At 60.9% G+C, this 16,923-nt stretch carries 12 protein-coding genes; 7 read left to right on the top strand and 5 right to left on the bottom strand.

From position 1 onward, the window contains the following. Positions 1–236: 236 nt before the first annotated feature. The 3 genes from HU755_RS17935 to HU755_RS17925 all read right to left on the bottom strand — a co-directional run bounded on the left by HU755_RS17935 (position 237) and on the right by HU755_RS17925 (position 2,796). Positions 237–1,136: a hydroxymethylglutaryl-CoA lyase gene (locus HU755_RS17935; RefSeq protein WP_186635019.1), complete on the bottom strand. Its 900-nt coding sequence runs from the start codon at positions 1,134–1,136 to the stop codon at positions 237–239. A 143-nt stretch (positions 1,137–1,279) separates the two neighbouring features. Beyond that, the gene (locus HU755_RS17930; RefSeq protein WP_186549906.1) at positions 1,280–1,678 is read right to left on the bottom strand and encodes a MerR family DNA-binding transcriptional regulator; all 399 of its coding nucleotides are present in this window, start codon (positions 1,676–1,678) and stop codon (positions 1,280–1,282) included. Positions 1,679–1,866: 188 nt separating this feature from the next. Beyond that, the gene (locus tag HU755_RS17925) at positions 1,867–2,796 is read right to left on the bottom strand and encodes a LysR family transcriptional regulator (RefSeq protein WP_186635016.1); all 930 of its coding nucleotides are present in this window, start codon (positions 2,794–2,796) and stop codon (positions 1,867–1,869) included. Positions 2,797–2,979: 183 nt separating this feature from the next. Between HU755_RS17925 and HU755_RS17920 the strand changes: the two genes are divergently transcribed. Then, a complete protein-coding gene (locus tag HU755_RS17920) occupies positions 2,980–4,209 on the top strand; it encodes an acyl-CoA dehydrogenase (protein WP_186549910.1) in 1,230 nt (409 codons plus the stop codon). Between the two features lie 121 nt (positions 4,210–4,330). On the opposite strand, the gene HU755_RS17915 is transcribed toward HU755_RS17920, so the two are convergent. Together HU755_RS17915 and xthA are read right to left on the bottom strand one after the other, a co-directional pair. After that, positions 4,331–5,665, bottom strand: a complete 1,335-nt coding sequence (locus HU755_RS17915; protein ID WP_186635013.1) for a substrate-binding domain-containing protein — start codon at positions 5,663–5,665, stop codon at positions 4,331–4,333. A 188-nt stretch (positions 5,666–5,853) separates the two neighbouring features. After that, positions 5,854–6,666 (bottom strand): exodeoxyribonuclease III, encoded by an 813-nt coding sequence (gene xthA / locus HU755_RS17910; protein ID WP_186635010.1) that lies wholly within the window; start codon positions 6,664–6,666, stop codon positions 5,854–5,856. 297 nt (positions 6,667–6,963) lie between these two features. Here xthA and HU755_RS17905 point away from each other — a divergent pair, with 297 nt between their 5' ends. From HU755_RS17905 to HU755_RS17880, 6 genes are all read left to right on the top strand, one after another. Continuing rightward, positions 6,964–7,614, top strand: a complete 651-nt coding sequence (locus HU755_RS17905; protein WP_186549916.1) for an N-acetyltransferase — start codon at positions 6,964–6,966, stop codon at positions 7,612–7,614. A 65-nt stretch (positions 7,615–7,679) separates the two neighbouring features. Beyond that, positions 7,680–9,407, top strand: a complete 1,728-nt coding sequence (locus HU755_RS17900; RefSeq protein WP_186635007.1) for an autotransporter assembly complex family protein — start codon at positions 7,680–7,682, stop codon at positions 9,405–9,407. After that, positions 9,404–13,078, top strand: coding sequence for a translocation/assembly module TamB domain-containing protein (locus HU755_RS17895; RefSeq protein WP_186635004.1), 3,675 nt, complete (start codon positions 9,404–9,406; stop codon positions 13,076–13,078). The genes HU755_RS17900 and HU755_RS17895 overlap by 4 nt, the downstream gene beginning before the upstream one ends. A 480-nt stretch (positions 13,079–13,558) precedes the next feature. Then, the gene (locus HU755_RS17890; RefSeq protein ID WP_186635001.1) at positions 13,559–14,041 is read left to right on the top strand and encodes a MarR family winged helix-turn-helix transcriptional regulator; all 483 of its coding nucleotides are present in this window, start codon (positions 13,559–13,561) and stop codon (positions 14,039–14,041) included. Next, complete coding sequence (locus HU755_RS17885) at positions 14,031–15,500, top strand: efflux transporter outer membrane subunit (RefSeq protein ID WP_186634998.1); 1,470 nt, start codon at positions 14,031–14,033, stop codon at positions 15,498–15,500. Before HU755_RS17890 ends, HU755_RS17885 begins: the two co-directional genes overlap by 11 nt. Before the next feature lie 15 nt (positions 15,501–15,515). Further along, positions 15,516–16,718, top strand: a complete 1,203-nt coding sequence (locus tag HU755_RS17880; RefSeq protein WP_186634995.1) for an HlyD family efflux transporter periplasmic adaptor subunit — start codon at positions 15,516–15,518, stop codon at positions 16,716–16,718. Positions 16,719–16,923 lie beyond the last annotated feature (205 nt).

Below are 16,923 nucleotides of genomic sequence, written 5' to 3'. Positions count from 1 at the left end.
AGCTGCGTCTCTGCCGTGTTGTTTTTGTTATGTCAGAGTCGTTTCGTCTTGTTTTTATTGGTTTGCGGCTTTTTATTCTTGTTATGCGATAGAGATAGCAGGTGTCGTGCCAACTTTTTAAAACCCTTATAAATCAAGTGTTTAGGATTTTCAGAATTTTTCGGGTCGGAGCAATCCAGACAATTTGTTTCCGTGTTACTCGCTTTTGCCCACATCGCCGACGCAGCGGTAACACCTCACTGTGCGCTGCGCGCCTTGGCCACCCGCGAGCCGCTGGGCCGGCCGAGCACGGCGCTGATCTGCTGGCCCGCGATAATCAAGGTGTCCAGGTCGATGCCGGTCTCGATCCCCAAGCCGTTGAGCAAGTACACCACGTCCTCGGTGGCAACGTTACCGCTCGCGCCCTTGGCGTAAGGGCAACCGCCGAGGCCGGCGATCGAACTGTCGAACACGGCGATGCCTTCGAGCAGGCTGGCGTAAATATTGGCCATGGCCTGGCCGTAAGTGTCGTGGAAATGCCCGGCGAGCTTGTCTCGCGGCACGTGCGCCGACACCACTTCGAACAGGCGTCGAGTCGCCCCGGCGGTCCCTGTGCCGATGGTGTCGCCCAGCGACACCTCGTAACAGCCCATCGCGTACAGCTCGCGCGCGACCAGCGCCACTTGCTCCGGCGCGACCGTGCCTTCATACGGGCAGCCCAACACACAGGAAACGTAACCACGCACGCTAACGCCGTGTTGTCTGGCGGCTTCCATGATCGGTGCGAAGCGCGCCAGGCTTTCGCTGATCGAACAATTGATGTTGCGTTGCGAAAAGGCTTCGGAGGCGGCGGCAAACACCGCGACTTCCTTGACCCCGGCGGCGATGGCATCTTCGAAGCCGCGCAGGTTCGGCGCCAGCGCGCCGTAGGTCACCCCCGGTTTACGCTGGATCTGCGCGAAAACCTCGGCCGACCCGGCCATCTGCGGCACCCACTTGGGCGAGACGAAACTGCCGACTTCGATATAGCCCAGGCCAGCAGCGCTCAGGGCATCGACCAGTTGCACCTTGTCGGCCACGCTGATGGGTTGGGCTTCGTTCTGCAGGCCATCGCGTGGGCCGACTTCGATCAGGCGTACTTGGGAGGGGAGGGACATGGCTGGGACCTGCTCTGTTGAATTCGTGGAGATCCCTTTGTAGGAGTGAGCCTGCTCGCGATAGCGGAGTGTCAGTCATCAATTTTTTTCTGATACACCGCTATCGCGAGCAGGCTCACTCCTACAGGGGGATGTGGTGTTTGCTAGACCACCTGCTGGCTCTTGAGCGTCTGCTCCAGCGCCTGCACACAGCGCTCCTCGGCGGTATCGAGCTCCAGTTTCATCTGTTCGATATCGAGCAACTGTTGCTCAAGCTGTTCACGGCGCTCGCTGATTTTCGCCAGCATGCTGTTGAGCTGTCTGGTGTTACCGCTCGACGGATCGTAAAGCTCGATCAGCTCACGGCATTCGGCCAGCGAGAAGCCGATGCGTTTGCCACGCAGAATCAGTTTCAGCGTGACCTTGTCGCGCGGTGAGTAAATGCGTTCCTGGCCACGACGCTCAGGACTGAGCAGGCCTTGCTCTTCATAAAAGCGGATCGCCCGGGTGGTGATGTCCAGCTCGCGGGCGAGGTCGGAAATGCTGTAAGTCTGACTGCTCATGAAAGCGCTCGGAAAGGGGGCGTGGCGCTAAGCTAATCGGTGGTTTACGTTTACGTCAAGCGGGATGATTTGTGGTGTAGTTGATGGCCTCTTCGCGAGCAGGCTCGCTCCCACATGGGTGTTGTGCACGTCGCAAGCCCCTGTGGGAGCGAGCCTGCTCGCGAAGAACGATAACGCGGCCTGAAGCCCTACACCTTTTCCAGCTTCTTCTCCTGCGCCGTCACCTGCTGGCACAACTCGATCATCTGTTCGCGCATCCAGCGGTTGGCCGGGTCCTGGTCGGTGCTTTCATGCCAGTACAGATGCGTCTCCACCGACGGCACGTCGTTGACCGGCAAATTGAACGCCTGCAGTTCGTGCCGGCGGGCAAACCGCTCCGGTACGGTCATGACCATGTCGGTCTGCTGCATCACTTGCGAGGCCATCAGGTAGTGCTGCGAGCGCAGGGCGATCTTGCGCTGGATGCCCATTTTGCCCAGTGCCAGATCGACATAACCCAGACCGCTGCGGCGGCTGGAAATATGGATGTGAGTCAGCGACAGGTAGTCATCGAGGCTGAGTTTGTCCTTGCCCGCCATCGGATGGCCCTTGCGCATCGCACAGACGTAACGGTCGTCCATCAGCTTGACGTGGCGCACCTGTGGGTCAGTGTTGAGCGGCGCATCCACGGCGAAATCCAGACGCCCGGCCGCCAGTTCCTTGGTGGTTTCCCGACGTTTGGACAGAAAGCTTTCGATAATCACCGTCGGCGCCAGGCGGCGCAAGCGCTGGAACAGTGGCGGCAGGATTATCGCTTCAGTGAGGTCGGTCATGCTGATGCGGTAGGTCTTGACCGCCTGCGCCGGGTTGAAAATGCGACTTTCCTGCACCGACACGCGCAATAGCGACAGGGCGTTGCGCACCGGGCCGATGATGTTCTGCGCCATCGGCGTCGGCACCATGCCTTGGGCCGTGCGCACAAACAGCGGGTCGTTGAAGGTTTCGCGCAACCGTGCCAGCGCGTTCGACACCGCCGGCTGCGTGATGCCGACAATCTGCCCGGCGCGGGTCAGGTTGGCTTCGGTGTAGATCGCGTCGAAGACGATGAAAAGGTTGAGGTCGACCTTACTCAGATTCATAACGCGGCTTCTCTTGTTATTAAGTGCAAGTGTTTTGGGGCTGACGATCAGCGGATCATATATTGGTGATGAATGTTTATACACGCCGAGAATAGGCTAGGTAAATGATCAGCGCTGTTCTAGCATCGATTGCATGACTTGAACAACCTCTGCAAGAACTGCCTTAACCATCGGGAGCTGCTCATGGATTTCGCTTATTCGCCCAAGGTGCAAGAACTGCGTGAGCGCGTGACTGCGTTCATGGACACTTACGTTTACCCGGCCGAAGCGGTGTTCGAACGCCAGGTCGCCGAAGGTGATCGCTGGCAACCGACGGCGATCATGGAAGAGCTCAAAGCCAAGGCCAAGGCTGAAGGTCTATGGAATCTGTTTCTGCCTGAGTCCGAACTCGGTGCCGGCCTGAGCAACCTCGAATACGCGCCGCTGGCGGAAATCATGGGCCGTTCCCTGCTGGGGCCGGAGCCGTTCAACTGCTCGGCGCCGGACACCGGCAACATGGAAGTGCTGGTGCGCTATGCCAACGAAGAGCAGAAACAGCGCTGGCTGGAACCGCTGCTGCGCGGCGAGATCCGTTCGGCGTTCGCCATGACCGAGCCGGACGTGGCGTCTTCGGACGCGACCAACATGGCCGCCAGCGCGGTGCGCGATGGCGATCAGTGGGTGATCAACGGCAAAAAATGGTGGACCTCCGGCGCCTGCGATCCGCGCTGCAAGATTCTGATCTTCATGGGCCTGAGCAACCCCGACGCCCCGCGTCACGCCCAGCACTCGATGATCCTCGTCCCGGTCGATACCCCCGGGGTAAAAATTGTCCGTCCGCTGCCGGTGTTCGGTTACGACGATGCACCGCACGGTCATGCCGAAGTGCTGTTCGACAACGTGCGTGTGCCGTACGAAAACGTCCTGCTTGGCGAAGGACGCGGCTTCGAAATCGCTCAGGGTCGCCTCGGCCCGGGCCGGATTCACCACTGCATGCGTTCGATCGGCATGGCTGAACGTGCCTTGGAACTGATGTGTAAACGTTCGGTGAGCCGCACCGCGTTCGGCAAACCGCTGGCACGCCTGGGCGGCAATGTCGACAAGATCGCCGACTCGCGAATGGAGATCGACATGGCGCGTCTGCTGACATTGAAAGCGGCGTACATGATGGACACGGTCGGCAACAAAGTGGCAAAAAGCGAAATCGCCCAGATCAAGGTGGTGGCGCCAAACGTTGCGCTGCGAGTGATCGACCGCGCCATTCAGATGCATGGCGGGGCGGGGGTGTCGAACGATTTCCCGCTGGCCTATATGTATGCCATGCAGCGCACCCTGCGCCTGGCTGACGGCCCGGACGAAGTGCACCGCGCGGCGATCGGCAAGTTCGAAATCGGCAAATATGTGCCGAAGGAAATGTTGCGTAGCGGTCAGTAAGACCGCGTCGCCTCATTCGCGAGCAGGCTCGCTCCCACAATGGATTTGTGGACGCCACAGATCCTGTGGGAGCGGGCTTGCTCGCGAAGGGGCCTTCGAATTCACCACCACAGGATCCGGATCAATACACCCAAACCTCAACCCGCCGATTCTTGATCCGTCCCTCATCGGCGCTATTAGCCGCCACCGGCATCAACGCGCCGAACCCGCGCACTTCGCGCAACACCACGCCATTCTTGACCAGCTCGCGGCGCACCGTCATCGCCCGCAGTCTGGACAGCAGATCGGCGCGCGCCGGATCATCCTTGAGATCGCCAAAACCCACCAGCGTCACCGCCCGATCCATCTTGCCGTGACGCTTTATATAGTCGAACACCCGCGCCAGATCCTGCCGGGCCTTGTTGTCCAGGCTCGCGCTGCCTTCTTCAAAACGAAAATTCACCGTCAGACGCTGGGCGTGACGGCTGAGCGATTGATAACCCTCGGGCATCAGTGCATTCGGCGCGACGGTCATGGCGTGTACGGTCTGACTGATAAACCCGCTGGCGGCGACGATCGCCTGGCCCTGGGGGCTTTGCGCAAACGCCGCCAAGGCCTGCGCCCACGGATTCTGGTTGTCGGGCGGCAGGTAGAAAAACAGCCGCCGGGATAACGGATAATCCTCGGTGGCGATCAGGCTGTTGAGCGGCAACATCGCTTGCGATGCGCCATCGGCAATCGCCAGCGCTTTGGCCTGACGCACATAAGGCAGGCCGATGAAACCGATGGCTTGCGGATCACTGCTGACCGCATCGGACAATTGCTCGCTGGCTTCAAACCTTTTCGCTGCGCTGCTCAGACTTTTCCCATGACGACTGAGGACCAGTTCCTTGAACGTGTCGTACGTGCCGGACTGATCATCCCGCGCATATAAATGGATGGCCCCGCCACGACCGCCGAGGGCTTCCCAGGTTTTCACTTCACCGGCGAAGATTCGCGCCAGTTGGGCGGTGTCCAGTTGCTGAAGGGGATTGTCGGGATGAAGGATGATCGCCAGGCCATCGATGGCGATGACTTGTTCGGCGGCAGGACTCTTCAGATCGCCAAGTGATTGCAGGCTGAGCAGCTCGCTGTCCTTGATCTCACGGGAGGCGGCGGCCAGATCGGCGCTGGCGTTTTTCAACGCGGTGAAGCCGGTGCTGGAACCGTGGGCGGCAACGTCGACGACTACGCGTTGACCTTGGGCGGTCTGGCCGACGATGCGTTGTTCGTTGGCGGTGTCCGGGGTTTCGCGGTGGACTTTCAGCAAGCCCTGTTCCTGCAGCAGGCCTTCAACCAGTGCCGGGCCGAGTTCGGCGCCGATGGTGTTGGAACCTTGAATGCGCAACGCCGGGCCGTTTTCCGGAATGGGCAGGGCGGCGGCAGCCACCGTCAGCCAGGCACTCGAGAGAAAGACGAACAGAACACGCAGGGTCATGCCGGCACCGAATCAAGCCAAGGGGATTGCCGGGGAGATTAAGTCAGACGCGTGACCGAAATATGACAACGGTCCTTTGTAGGAGTGAGCCTGCTCGCGATAGCCATATATCAGTCAACATTTGCATCGACTGACACTACGCTATCGCGAGCAGGCTCACTCCTACAGGTAATGCGTAAGACTTGGGATCAGGCCAGTTCCAGCCAGATCGGCGCATGGTCCGACGGCTTTTCCATCCCGCGCAGTTCGTAGTCCACGCCGGCATCCTTTACACGCGGCAGCAAGCCGTGGGAAGCCAGGATCACATCGATGCGCAGCCCACGCTTGGGCTCATCTTCAAACCCACGGCTGCGGTAGTCGAACCAGCTGAACATGTCCGTCACGTCCGGGTTGAGGTGACGATAGCTGTCGGTCAGGCCCCAGTTCTTCAGCCGCGCCATCCACTCACGTTCTTCAGGCAGGAAGCTGCATTTACCGGTTTTCAGCCAGCGCTTCATGTTGTCCGGGCCGATGCCAATGTCGCAGTCTTCCGGGGAAATGTTCACATCGCCCATCACCACCAGCGGCTGTTCGTTATGGAACTGGCTTTCCAGCAGGGCTTGCAGGTCGCTGTAGAAACGCTGCTTGGCGGGGAATTTGGTCGGGTGGTCGCGGCTTTCTCCCTGGGGGAAATAGCCGTTCATGATCGTCACCGGCACGCCATTGGCATCAGCAAAAGTGCCCCAGATGAAACGGCGCTGGGCGTCTTCGTCATCAGTGGCGAAGCCTTTGTGGATGGCAATCGGCTCGTGGCGTGACAGCAGGGCCACACCGTAATGGCCTTTCTGGCCGTGGAAATGCACGTGGTAGCCGAGCGCGCGGATGTCGTCGAGGGGGAACTGGTCGTCGTGAACCTTGGTTTCCTGCAGGCCGATCACATCCGGCTGGTGTTTTTCGATCAGCGCTGCCAGCTGATGCGGACGGGCACGCAGTCCGTTGATGTTGAAGGAAACGATCTTCATGGTCGGCAGTCCTGGCAAAAGGGCGATGCTAGCTGACATGGGGGAGATGGGCCAGTGTGGGACAAATCAATTTCACCTGTGGGATTCACGTTGTTAGTGATGACGCTATCGCGAGCAGGCGAAGGCCTACAGGGGAACGCATTCCAAAATGTAGGCCTTCGCCTGCTCGCGATAGCGTCCCCACATTCGATGAAGATCCAGGGCTGGTCTAACCTGTGAGGGAACCACGCCTCCGTCAAAAGGTTCGTACCAACAAGCGCGCCATCCTCCGAGCGCGCCCCGGGGAGATCCACCGTCATGCCTGAAACCCAGACCGCCATCGCCGACATTCATATGCTCGACCGCGGCTATTCCCGCGAAGCCCGCTCGTTGTTGTATCAGGCCTATCGCCACGAACCGACCTTCGGGTATCTGTTCGAAGCCGAGCGCCCCGGTTATGAACAGCGCGTGCGCGCGACGGTGCGCGAACGGGTCAAACAGCATTTTCTCCAGGACCTGCCCGCCATCGGCCTGCTGGTCAACGACCGACTGATCGGCATTGCCCTGATTGCACCGCCACAACGTCGCCTCGGTATCACCGAAAGTTGGGCATGGCGCCTGCGCATGGTGCTCAGCACTGGGTTTCGCTGCACCCGGCGTTATCTGGAATATCACGATGCCGTCGCGGCGTGCGTGCCCGGTGACTCGGTGCACATGCTGCCGTTGCTCGGCGTGCATCCGCAGTTTCAGGGCAAGCACTACGGCGAACAATTGCTCACCGCCGTGCACAACTGGTGCGCGGTGGATGAGACCTCGCAAGGCGTGGTGCTCGACACCGGCAACCCGCGCTACCTGGAATTCTACAAAAGGCAGGGTTATCAGGAGATCGGCGAGGTTGCCGTCGGGCCGGTGCGCGAACACGTATTTTTCCACGCCAATCCGCAGGTGTTACAAACAGCAACGGGTTAATCATCGAACTTCTTCAGAAATTTCCTGTTCTATCAGGCTCCCCAGCCCTGATAGCATCCGCGCCTATGAAGTTTCCAGGAAGATTTACCAGTGGCGTGCTGATGCTGTTATCCAGCTGCGCGGCGCTGGCGCAAAGTGAATTGGATGTGCGGATCAAACCGTCCAACGATGAACTCAAGGCCAATATAGAAGGCTATATCGGCAGCCTCGGCGACCGCGACGAAGAAGCCTTGCAGCGCTTCAGTCGCGGTGCCGAGGAGCAGGCGCGCAAGGCTGCCCAGGCGTTGGGCTATTACCAGGCGCAGATTGAAAGTGACGTCAAGGGCGGCGATAAACCGCGCCTGGTGCTGAACATCGATCCCGGCGAGCCGATTCGCCTGCGCAACGTCATCATCCGCGTCGACGGCCCGGCGGCCTCGCTCAAATCCTTCCGCGTACCGAAGAGCGATCAGCTCAAATCCGGTGCGCCACTCAACCATGGCCGCTACGAAGACGCCAAGCGAGTGATCCAGAACCAGGCCTCGCGTTTCGGTTTCTTCAGCGGTCGCTTCACTAGCCAAAAACTGATGGTCGACCCGCGCGCGGGTGTGGCCGACATTGAATTGATCTACGACAGCGGCCCGCGTTATGCACTGGGCAAAGTCAGTTTCGAAGGCGACACGCCGTTCGACGAAGACCTGCTGCAACGCATGGTGCCATTCAAGGCTGGCGAACCCTACGACTCCGAACTGATCGCCGAACTTAACCGCGACCTGCAATCGAGCGGCTATTTTGAAGGCGTGCGTGTTGACGCCGCGCCGACCGCGGCGAAGAACGATGTGATCCCGGTGGACGTCAAGCTCGACACGCGCAAACCACGGACCATGGGCCTGGGGCTCGGTTACTCGACCGACGTCGGCCCGCGGGTCAGGGCTAACTGGACGCGGCACTGGGTCAATCCGCAGGGCGACAGCTATGGTTGGGAGGCCGAGCTGTCGGCGCCGCGGCAAAACGTCGGGCTGTTCTATGACATTCCGCTCGATCCGCCGCTGACCGACAAATTGCGCTGGGCCGGCGGTTATCAATTCGAGGACATTGAAGGCTCTGACACGCTGAGCAAACTGCTCACCTTCGGCCCGGAATGGCACAGCAAGTTGCCCAGCGGCTGGCAACGGGTGATCTCGTTGAAATGGCAGCGCGAAGAATATGAACTCGGCGACGATTCGGGCCTCAGTACGTTGCTGATGCCCGGCATCAGTTATTCGTACCTGAAAAGTGACAACCGTATCGACCCGCGCAACGGCTATCGCCTGAGCTTCGAAAGCAAAGTGGCCAAGGAAGGCCTCGGTTCGGACAACAACCTTCTCTATGGCACTGCATTGGTCAAAGGCCTGACCACCGTCTTCGACAAGCACCGTCTGCTCGGTCGCGTACAAGTCGGCGGCAGCGCCACCAACGGCTACAACTCGATCCCGCCGTCGCTGCGCTTCTTTGCCGGTGGCGATCAGAGCGTGCGCGGTTACGACTATCAGAGCCTGTCGCCGAAAAACTCCAAGGGCGACCGCATCGGCGGCCGTTATATGGTCGCCGGCAGCGTCGAATATCAGTATTCGGTCGCCGAGAAATGGCGGGTCGCGACCTTTGTCGACCAGGGCAACTCTTTCAACAAACTCGAACTGCCGAACCTCAAGACCGGGGTTGGTGTGGGTGTGCGCTGGGTCTCGCCGGTCGGGCCGATCCGCCTCGACCTGGCCCACGCGCTGGACGACGACGGCGGCATCCGGCTGCACTTTTCCATGGGGCCTGAGCTGTGAAGCGTGGTGTGAAAATAACGGCGCTGACGGTTTTGGCGCTGGTCTTGTTGGTGGTCTTGAGCCTTGCGGCATTGCTTGGCACGCAGGCGGGCAGCCGCTGGGCGCTGGGCTTGGTGCCGGGCTTGAGCGTGGAGAATTTCAACGGTCGCCTCGGTGGTCAATGGAGCGCCGATCATTTGGTTTGGCAGCAAGACACGAGCCGCGTTGAGCTGAACAAGGCGATCTTCGCCTGGTCGCCGCTGTGCCTGACACGCATGACCTTGTGCATCGATCAGCTCAAGGCTGATCAGGTGAGTCTGCAATTTCCACCGAGCGAAGACACCGCGCCGAGCGGCCCCATCCAACCGCCGGATCTGCAATTGCCGCTGGCGATCGAGCTGGGCGATGTTGAGGTGGGCAGCCTATTGTTCAACGGCAGCGAACAGCTCAAGGGCTTGCGACTGGCGGCGCACTGGACTGCTCAGGGCTTGCAGATCGACAGCGTGAAATTGCAGCGCGACGAACTCAGCCTGAACCTCTCCGGTTTGCTGCAACCGAGCGGCAACTGGCCGCTGAACATCCAGGGCGATTTGACCTTGCCGGCGCCGGGCACTGAACCTTGGACACTGGCGCTGAAGGTCGACGGCGATTTGCTGAAAACCCTCAACCTGCAAGCCGACAGCCGTGGCTACCTCGACGGCCAGTTGAGCGGTGAACTGCAAGCGCTGGCGGAAAATCTACCGGCCAAGGTGCGCATCACCAGCGACGCGTTCAAACCCAGCGCCGATCTGCCTGACACCCTGCAATTCAATCAGCTTGTACTGACGGGCGAAGGCGACCTGAAAAACGGTTACCAGCTTGTCGGCAACGCAACCTTGCCCGCCGAAAAATCGCCAGTGGCGCTGTTGCTCAAAGGCAAGGTCGACGCCAACGGCGCGCAAATCGCCGGGCTCGACCTCAACGCCAACGACACGCAAAGCCTCAAGCTCACCGGCAATGTCGACTGGAGCAAAGGCCTCAGCGCCCAGGCCAACATCAACTGGCAAGACTTCCCTTGGCATCGGCTCTATCCGGAGATCGACGAGCCGCAAGTCGCATTGCGCACATTCATCGGCGAAGTCTCCTACACCGACGGACAATATCTGGGCAACTTCGCCGCCGCGCTGGATGGCCCGGCGGGGGCGTTCACCCTGAGCAGTCCGTTCAGCGGCAGCCTCGAACAGATCGCCTTGCCGCAACTGGTCATGCAGGCCGGGCAGGGCAAGGCAGAAGGGCACGTCAATGTGCGCTTCGCCGACGGTATCGCCTGGGACACGGCGCTGGACTTGTCGGCGCTCAACCCGGCGTATTGGGTCGCGGAACTGCCGGGCACGTTGGCCGGGCCGCTGAAGAGCAAAGGCGAAATGAAGAATGAACGGCTGAGCCTCAGCGCCGACCTCGACCTCAAAGGCAAACTGCGTGGTCAACCGGCGATTCTGCAAGCCAAGGCTGACGGTGCCGGCGAACAGTGGAACCTCAACGCCCTGCAAATCCGCCTCGGCGATAACCACATCAGCGGCAAGGGCAGCCTGCACGAAAAACTCAGCGGACAGATCGACATCAAATTGCCGCGACTGGCCCAGCTGTGGCCGCAGTTGCGCGGGCAGATCAACGGCCAGCTCAACGCCGCCGGCACGCTGAAGGCGCCGCAGGGCAAGTTGAATCTGCAAGGTTCGCAGCTGGTGTTTGAGGACAATCGCCTGCAAAGCCTTAACCTCGACGCCACCCTCGACAGTGCGCAACGGGCGAAGATCGATTTGAAAGGCAGCGGCATTCACGCGGGCGATACCTCGCTGGGCACCCTGACGGCCAATGCTCAGGGCGATATCAAAAGCCAGAAACTCAACCTCGACCTGATCGGACCGAAGCTGAAACTGGCGCTGGGTCTGGACGGCAATCTGGACAAGGGCAACTGGCGCGGGCGGCTGGCCAGCGGCGACATTCAGGTTGGCGGTCAGGACTGGAGGCTGCAAAGTCCGGCCAAGCTGGAACGCCTGGCGGACGGCCAGATCAACTTCGGCGCGCATTGCTGGCTGTCCGGCAACGCCAGCCTGTGTGGTGAAGACCAGCGGCTGATGCCCGAGCCCAAATTGCGCTATCACCTCAAGCAATTCCCGATCGAAAGCCTTGCGCAATGGCTGCCCAAGGACTTTGCCTGGCAGGGCCGGCTCAACGCCGATCTGCAACTGGACCTGCCAGCGAGCGGCCCGAACGGCGTGGTCAGTGTCGATGCCAGTGGTGGCACCCTGCGTGTGCGTGACAAAGAGCAGTGGCTGGACTTTCCGTACCAGACGCTCAAGCTCACCAGCAAACTCACGCCCAAGCGCGTCGACACCGAACTCAACTTCGTCGGCGGCAAACTGGGCGAGTTGATGGTGCAGGCGCAGCTCAATCCACTGCCGAAAAACAAACCGCTGACGGGCTCGTTCCGCCTCACCGGTCTGGACGTGTCCGTGGCGCGGCCGTTTGTGCCGATGGTGGAGAAACTCACCGGGCACCTCAACGGCAGCGGCACGCTTTCCGGCGGCCTGCTCGCGCCATTGGTCAATGGCACCGTGCAGCTCAGCGACGGCGAAGTGTCTGGCGCCGAACTGCCGATGGAGTTGCAGGATTTGCAGCTCAAAGCGGTGATCGCTGGCGAAGCGGTGCGTCTGGACGGCGGCTGGAAAAGTGGCCCGCGCGGGCAGGGTAGCCTCAACGGTGATGTGGCCTGGGGGCCGGCGCTGGTGGTCGACCTGGCACTCAAGGGCACGCAATTGCCGGTCAGCGTCGAACCCTACGCCAAGCTTGAGATGGCCCCGGATCTGAAAATTTCCATGGCCGGCGATGAGCTGAAAATTGCCGGCAAGGTGCTGGTGCCAAAGGGCGAAATCACCGTGCGCGAGCTACCGCCGTCGACGGTGAAAGTCTCCGACGACACCATCATCGTCGGGGCGCAGACCGAAGAGGGCAAACCGCCCATCGCGATGAAAATGGACATCGATGTCATCGTCGGCCAGGACAAGCTGAGTTTTGCCGGTTTTGGCCTGACTGCCAATCTGCAAGGTCAGGTGCACATCGGCGACAACATGGACACCCGTGGCGAACTCTGGCTCAACGACGGCAAATACCGCGCCTACGGGCAGCGCCTGACGGTGCGGCGTGCGCGTCTGTTGTTTGCCGGGCCCATCGACCAGCCGTATCTGGACATCGAGGCGATTCGCCAGACCGACGACGTCATCGCCGGCATCCGGCTCAGTGGCAGCGCCGAACAGCCGACGACGCAAATCTTCTCCGAACCGGCCATGAGTCAGGAGCAAGCCTTGTCCTATCTGGTGCTGGGGCGCCCGCTGAGCACCAATGGCGAAGACAACAACATGCTCGCGCAAGCCGCATTGGGCCTGGGCTTGATGGGCAGCGCCGGGGTCACCAGTGGTCTGGCCAAGGACTTGGGGATTCAGGATTTCCAGCTCGACACTCAGGGCAGCGGCAACGAAACCAGCGTCGTCGCCAGCGGCAACATCTCCGAGAAACTCAGCTTGCGCTACGGCGTCGGCGTGTTCGAACCGGCCAGCACCATCGCGTTGCGCTACAAGCTGAGCAAGAAGGTCTATGTCGAAGCGGCCAGCGGCGTGGCCAGTTCGCTGGATATCTTTTACAAACGCGATTTCTAGCGCACACCTGCTCATTTGAACCGAGTCGCGCCCTTCGCGAGCAGGCTCGCTCCCACATTTGGAATGCGTTCCCCTTGTAGGAGTGAGCCTGCTCGCGATGACGCCATCAGCCGCACCATTGATGGTGAATGAAAGGATGCCATCGCGAGCAGGCTCGCTCCCACAGGGATCTCCAGCAGACATGAATGTGTGCCTGCCACAGGTCAAATGTGGGAGCGAGCCTGCTCGCGAAGGCGGCTTTCCAGCCAGCAGAGAGGGTGCGGCTTAAGGCCTCATCGCGAGCAGGCTCACTCCTACACTGAAAATGCGTTCCCCCTGTGGGAGCTGGCTTGCCAGCGATGGCGTCCGGCGCCGCGCCGCAAAAACCAAGCCTACTGATCAACTAATTACCAAGCCCCCTAACTATTGCGTTGACATTCGCTGCCTAAGCAGTAACATCTCGACATACTTTCACTGCCTAGGCAGTTATTAGGTGGACACATGAAGCATTTCACGCCCGACGAATTCAAACATTGCCACCTCGGCCTGTTGCTGGGCCGTGCCGCGTTGCTCAAGGACCGGATCATCGACACCCACATGGAACCGCACGGCATTACCGCCGCGCAGTTCAAGGTGTTGATCATCATGGCCCAGTTCGGCGTCGACACCCCGGCCGAGCTGTGCCGGCATTTGTCGCTGGACAGCGGGTCGATGACGCGCATGCTCGATCGTCTGGAGCAGAAAGGTTTCCTGATCCGCCAGCGCAGCGAAGGCGATCGGCGTCAGGTGCAACTGAAACTGACCGAGCAGGGCCAGCAACTGGCCGATCGTCTGCCGTACATCGGCGCCGACGCGATGAACGAGCTGGCCGGCGCCATCTCCCGCGATGAGCTGAAAACCCTCGAATACATCCTCAAGAAAATCCTCCTGGCGGCCGGCGACCCGATCACCGTCCAGCGTTTAGGTGAACACAATGAGCGCTAAAACCTTGCGCAGCAGCCTGACGCTGTTGCTGTCGGCGATGATCCTCGCCGGTTGCGCCAACTACAGCGGCCTCGACACCGAAGGTCAGCGCCTCGATGCGGCGAAGCTTGAGACAGCGCAGTCTCTGAACGGCGTCAAGCTGTCACCGGCGGCGTGGCCGAAAAGCGATTGGTGGAGCAGCCTCGGCGATCCGCAGCTCGACGGTCTGATCCGCGAAGCCCTGCACGACAGCCCGGACATGCAAATCGCCGAAGCCCGCGCGCATCAGGCCAGTGCTGCCGCGTACGCCGCCGATGCCGAACGTTATCCGACCCTCGACGCCAGCGCCGGCATCAGCCGTTCGCGTCTGGCCCGCGACCAGGATCCGTTGGGGCAGGGCGGTGCCTATGCGACGGTGCGCAATGTCAGCGCCGGTTTCAATTACAACTTCGATTTATGGGGCGGCCAGCGCGATGCCTGGGAAGCCGCACTCGGCGAGGCTCGCGCTGCTGAAGTCGACCGTCAGGCCGCGCAGCTGACACTCGCCGCTGACGTCGCCCGCGCTTACAGCGATCTCGGCCAGGCGCACATCGTGTACGACCTCGCCAGTGAAGACCTCAAGCGCACCCGGCAAATGCTCGACCTCAGTCAGCGCCGCTTGAGTTCGGGGATCGACAGCCAGTACCAGTTCCAGCAAACCCAGAGTCTGGAAGCCAGTTCTCAGGCCAGCCTGATCGATGCGGAAAAGCGCCTGAACAGCGCGAAAATCGCTTTGGCTGTATTACTCGGCAAAGGCCCGGATCGCGGTAACGAAATCGCCCGGCCGAAAGTCCTGCAAGCCAGCGCTGTGGCCGTGCCGTCGGTGTTGCCGGCGGAACTGCTCGGTCGCCGCCCGGATCTGGTCGCGGCGCGCTGGCGTGTCGAAGCGGCGAGCAAAGATATCGACGCGGCGAAAACCCGTTTCTATCCCAACCTCAACCTGTCGGCCTCGGCCGGCGCCGAGTCGTTGCTGGGGGATGCGATGTTCGGTTCCGCCAGTCGCTTCTTCAACATCGCGCCGACCGTGTCGCTGCCGATCTTCGATGGCGGACGCCTGCGCGCCAACCTCGATGCGCGCGATGCCGATTACGATCTTGCGGTGGCGCAGTACAACAAAAGTCTGGTGAAAGCCCTCGGCGATGTTGGCGACACGATCAACCAGTTGCGTGATATCGGTCGACAGATCGGTGCGCAGCAACACGCCACCGACATCGCTCAGGATTCTTACAACACCGTCGTCCAGCGTTACGGTTCCGGCATCGGCAACTACCTGGACGTGCTCAGCATCGAGCAGCAATTGCTCCAGGCCCAGCGCCAACTGGCGACCCTCAATGCCGAGCAGATCGACCTGTCGATTCAACTGATGCAAGCGCTGGGCGGCGGCTTCCAGGGTGAAAGCCTGACCGCAGCCAACGCCAGCCCAGCCTCGTCGCACCAATAATTCAAGGTATTTGTCATGGCCACTGCCGAAAACACCCAAGCTCAAGGCAACACCCCGGACACCGGTAACCCGCGCAAACGCAAAGTGCTGTTGCTGACCCTCGCCGTTGTGGTCGCACTCGCCTGCGCCGGCGTCTGGGCCTATCACGAGTTCATCGGACGCTTTAACGAAAGCACCGACGATGCCTACGTCAACGGCAACGTGGTGGAAATTACACCGCTGGTCACCGGCACCGTGGTCAGCATCGGCGCCGACGACGGTGATCTGGTCCACGAAGGCCAGGTACTGGTCAACTTCGACCCCAACGATGCCGAAGTCGGCCTGCAAAGTGCCAAGGCCAAACTGGCGCGCACCGTGCGTCAGGTGCGCGGCTTGTACAGCAACGTTGACGGCATGAAGGCCCAGGTCAACGCGCAACAGGCCGAAGTGCAGAAGGCCCAGGACAACTACAACCGGCGGAAAAATCTGGCCCAGGGCGGGGCGATTTCCCAGGAAGAGCTGTCCCACGCCCGCGATGACCTGACCTCGGCGCAGAACGCCTTGGCCAACGCCAAACAGCAACTGAAAACCACCAGCGCACTGGTCGACGACACCGTGGTCTCGTCGCATCCGGATGTGATGTCGGCCGCCGCCGATCTGCGTCAGGCCTACCTGACCAATGCCCGCAGCACCTTGATCGCGCCGGTTACCGGTTACGTCGCCAAGCGCACCGTGCAGCTCGGTCAGCGCGTGCAGCCGGGCACCGCGCTGATGGCGGTGATTCCGCTGGATCAACTGTGGATCGACGCCAACTTCAAGGAAACCCAACTGCGTGACATGCGCATCGGCCAGCCGGTCGATATCGAGGCCGACATCTATGGCAGCGACGTGAAATACAGCGGCACCGTCGACAGCCTTGGCGCTGGCACCGGCAGCGCGTTTGCCCTGCTGCCGGCGCAGAACGCCACCGGTAACTGGATCAAGATCGTCCAGCGCGTCCCGGTGCGCATTCACATCAATGCCGAAGAATTGGCCAGGCACCCATTGCGCGTGGGGCTGTCGACCAACGTTGAAGTGAATCTGCACGATCAGAGCGGCCCGGTGCTGGCGCAGCAACCACCGCAAAAGGCCTCGTTCAGCACCAACGTCTACGACCGCCAACTGGCTGAAGCGGACGCGATGATTGCGCAGCTGATTCACGACAACAGCGCTGCGGCGGACAAGACCGCGCAGCGCTGACACCACGATCTTTCAGGTGCGCTCCTTGTGGCTGAGGGGATTTATCTGTCGCGAGCGGATTTATCTGTGGCGAGGGGATTTATCCCCGCTGGGTCGCGAAGCGGCCCCTCTTTTGGCTCAGGAAAAACGGGCCTGCTGCGCAGTCCAGCGGGGATAAATCCCCTCGCCACAGATAAATCCCCTCGCCACAGGGGCCCGTTCCCAC

Origin of the sequence: Pseudomonas sp. SWRI111, from assembly GCF_014268555.1 — a bacterium.
Taxonomy (GTDB): Bacteria; Pseudomonadota; Gammaproteobacteria; order Pseudomonadales; family Pseudomonadaceae; genus Aquipseudomonas; species Aquipseudomonas hamedanensis.
Note: the sequence above shows the minus strand (reverse complement) of the source record. Positions and strands in the feature narration are given on the sequence as shown.

What these genes read in the sequence shown, in the direction of transcription:
- HU755_RS17885 (WP_186634998.1), top strand. Translation starts at nt 14,031, where the DNA reads ATGAGCGCTAAAACCTTGCGCAGCAGCCTGACGCTGTTGCTGTCGGCG.
- HU755_RS17905 (WP_186549916.1), top strand. Translation starts at nt 6,964, where the DNA reads ATGCCTGAAACCCAGACCGCCATCGCCGACATTCATATGCTCGACCGC.
- HU755_RS17880 (WP_186634995.1), top strand. Translation starts at nt 15,516, where the DNA reads ATGGCCACTGCCGAAAACACCCAAGCTCAAGGCAACACCCCGGACACC.
- HU755_RS17930 (WP_186549906.1), bottom strand. Translation starts at nt 1,678, where the DNA reads ATGAGCAGTCAGACTTACAGCATTTCCGACCTCGCCCGCGAGCTGGAC.
- HU755_RS17890 (WP_186635001.1), top strand. Translation starts at nt 13,559, where the DNA reads ATGAAGCATTTCACGCCCGACGAATTCAAACATTGCCACCTCGGCCTG.
- HU755_RS17920 (WP_186549910.1), top strand. Translation starts at nt 2,980, where the DNA reads ATGGATTTCGCTTATTCGCCCAAGGTGCAAGAACTGCGTGAGCGCGTG.
- HU755_RS17915 (WP_186635013.1), bottom strand. Translation starts at nt 5,665, where the DNA reads ATGACCCTGCGTGTTCTGTTCGTCTTTCTCTCGAGTGCCTGGCTGACG.
- HU755_RS17900 (WP_186635007.1), top strand. Translation starts at nt 7,680, where the DNA reads ATGAAGTTTCCAGGAAGATTTACCAGTGGCGTGCTGATGCTGTTATCC.
- HU755_RS17935 (WP_186635019.1), bottom strand. Translation starts at nt 1,136, where the DNA reads ATGTCCCTCCCCTCCCAAGTACGCCTGATCGAAGTCGGCCCACGCGAT.
- HU755_RS17925 (WP_186635016.1), bottom strand. Translation starts at nt 2,796, where the DNA reads ATGAATCTGAGTAAGGTCGACCTCAACCTTTTCATCGTCTTCGACGCG.
- xthA (WP_186635010.1), bottom strand. Translation starts at nt 6,666, where the DNA reads ATGAAGATCGTTTCCTTCAACATCAACGGACTGCGTGCCCGTCCGCAT.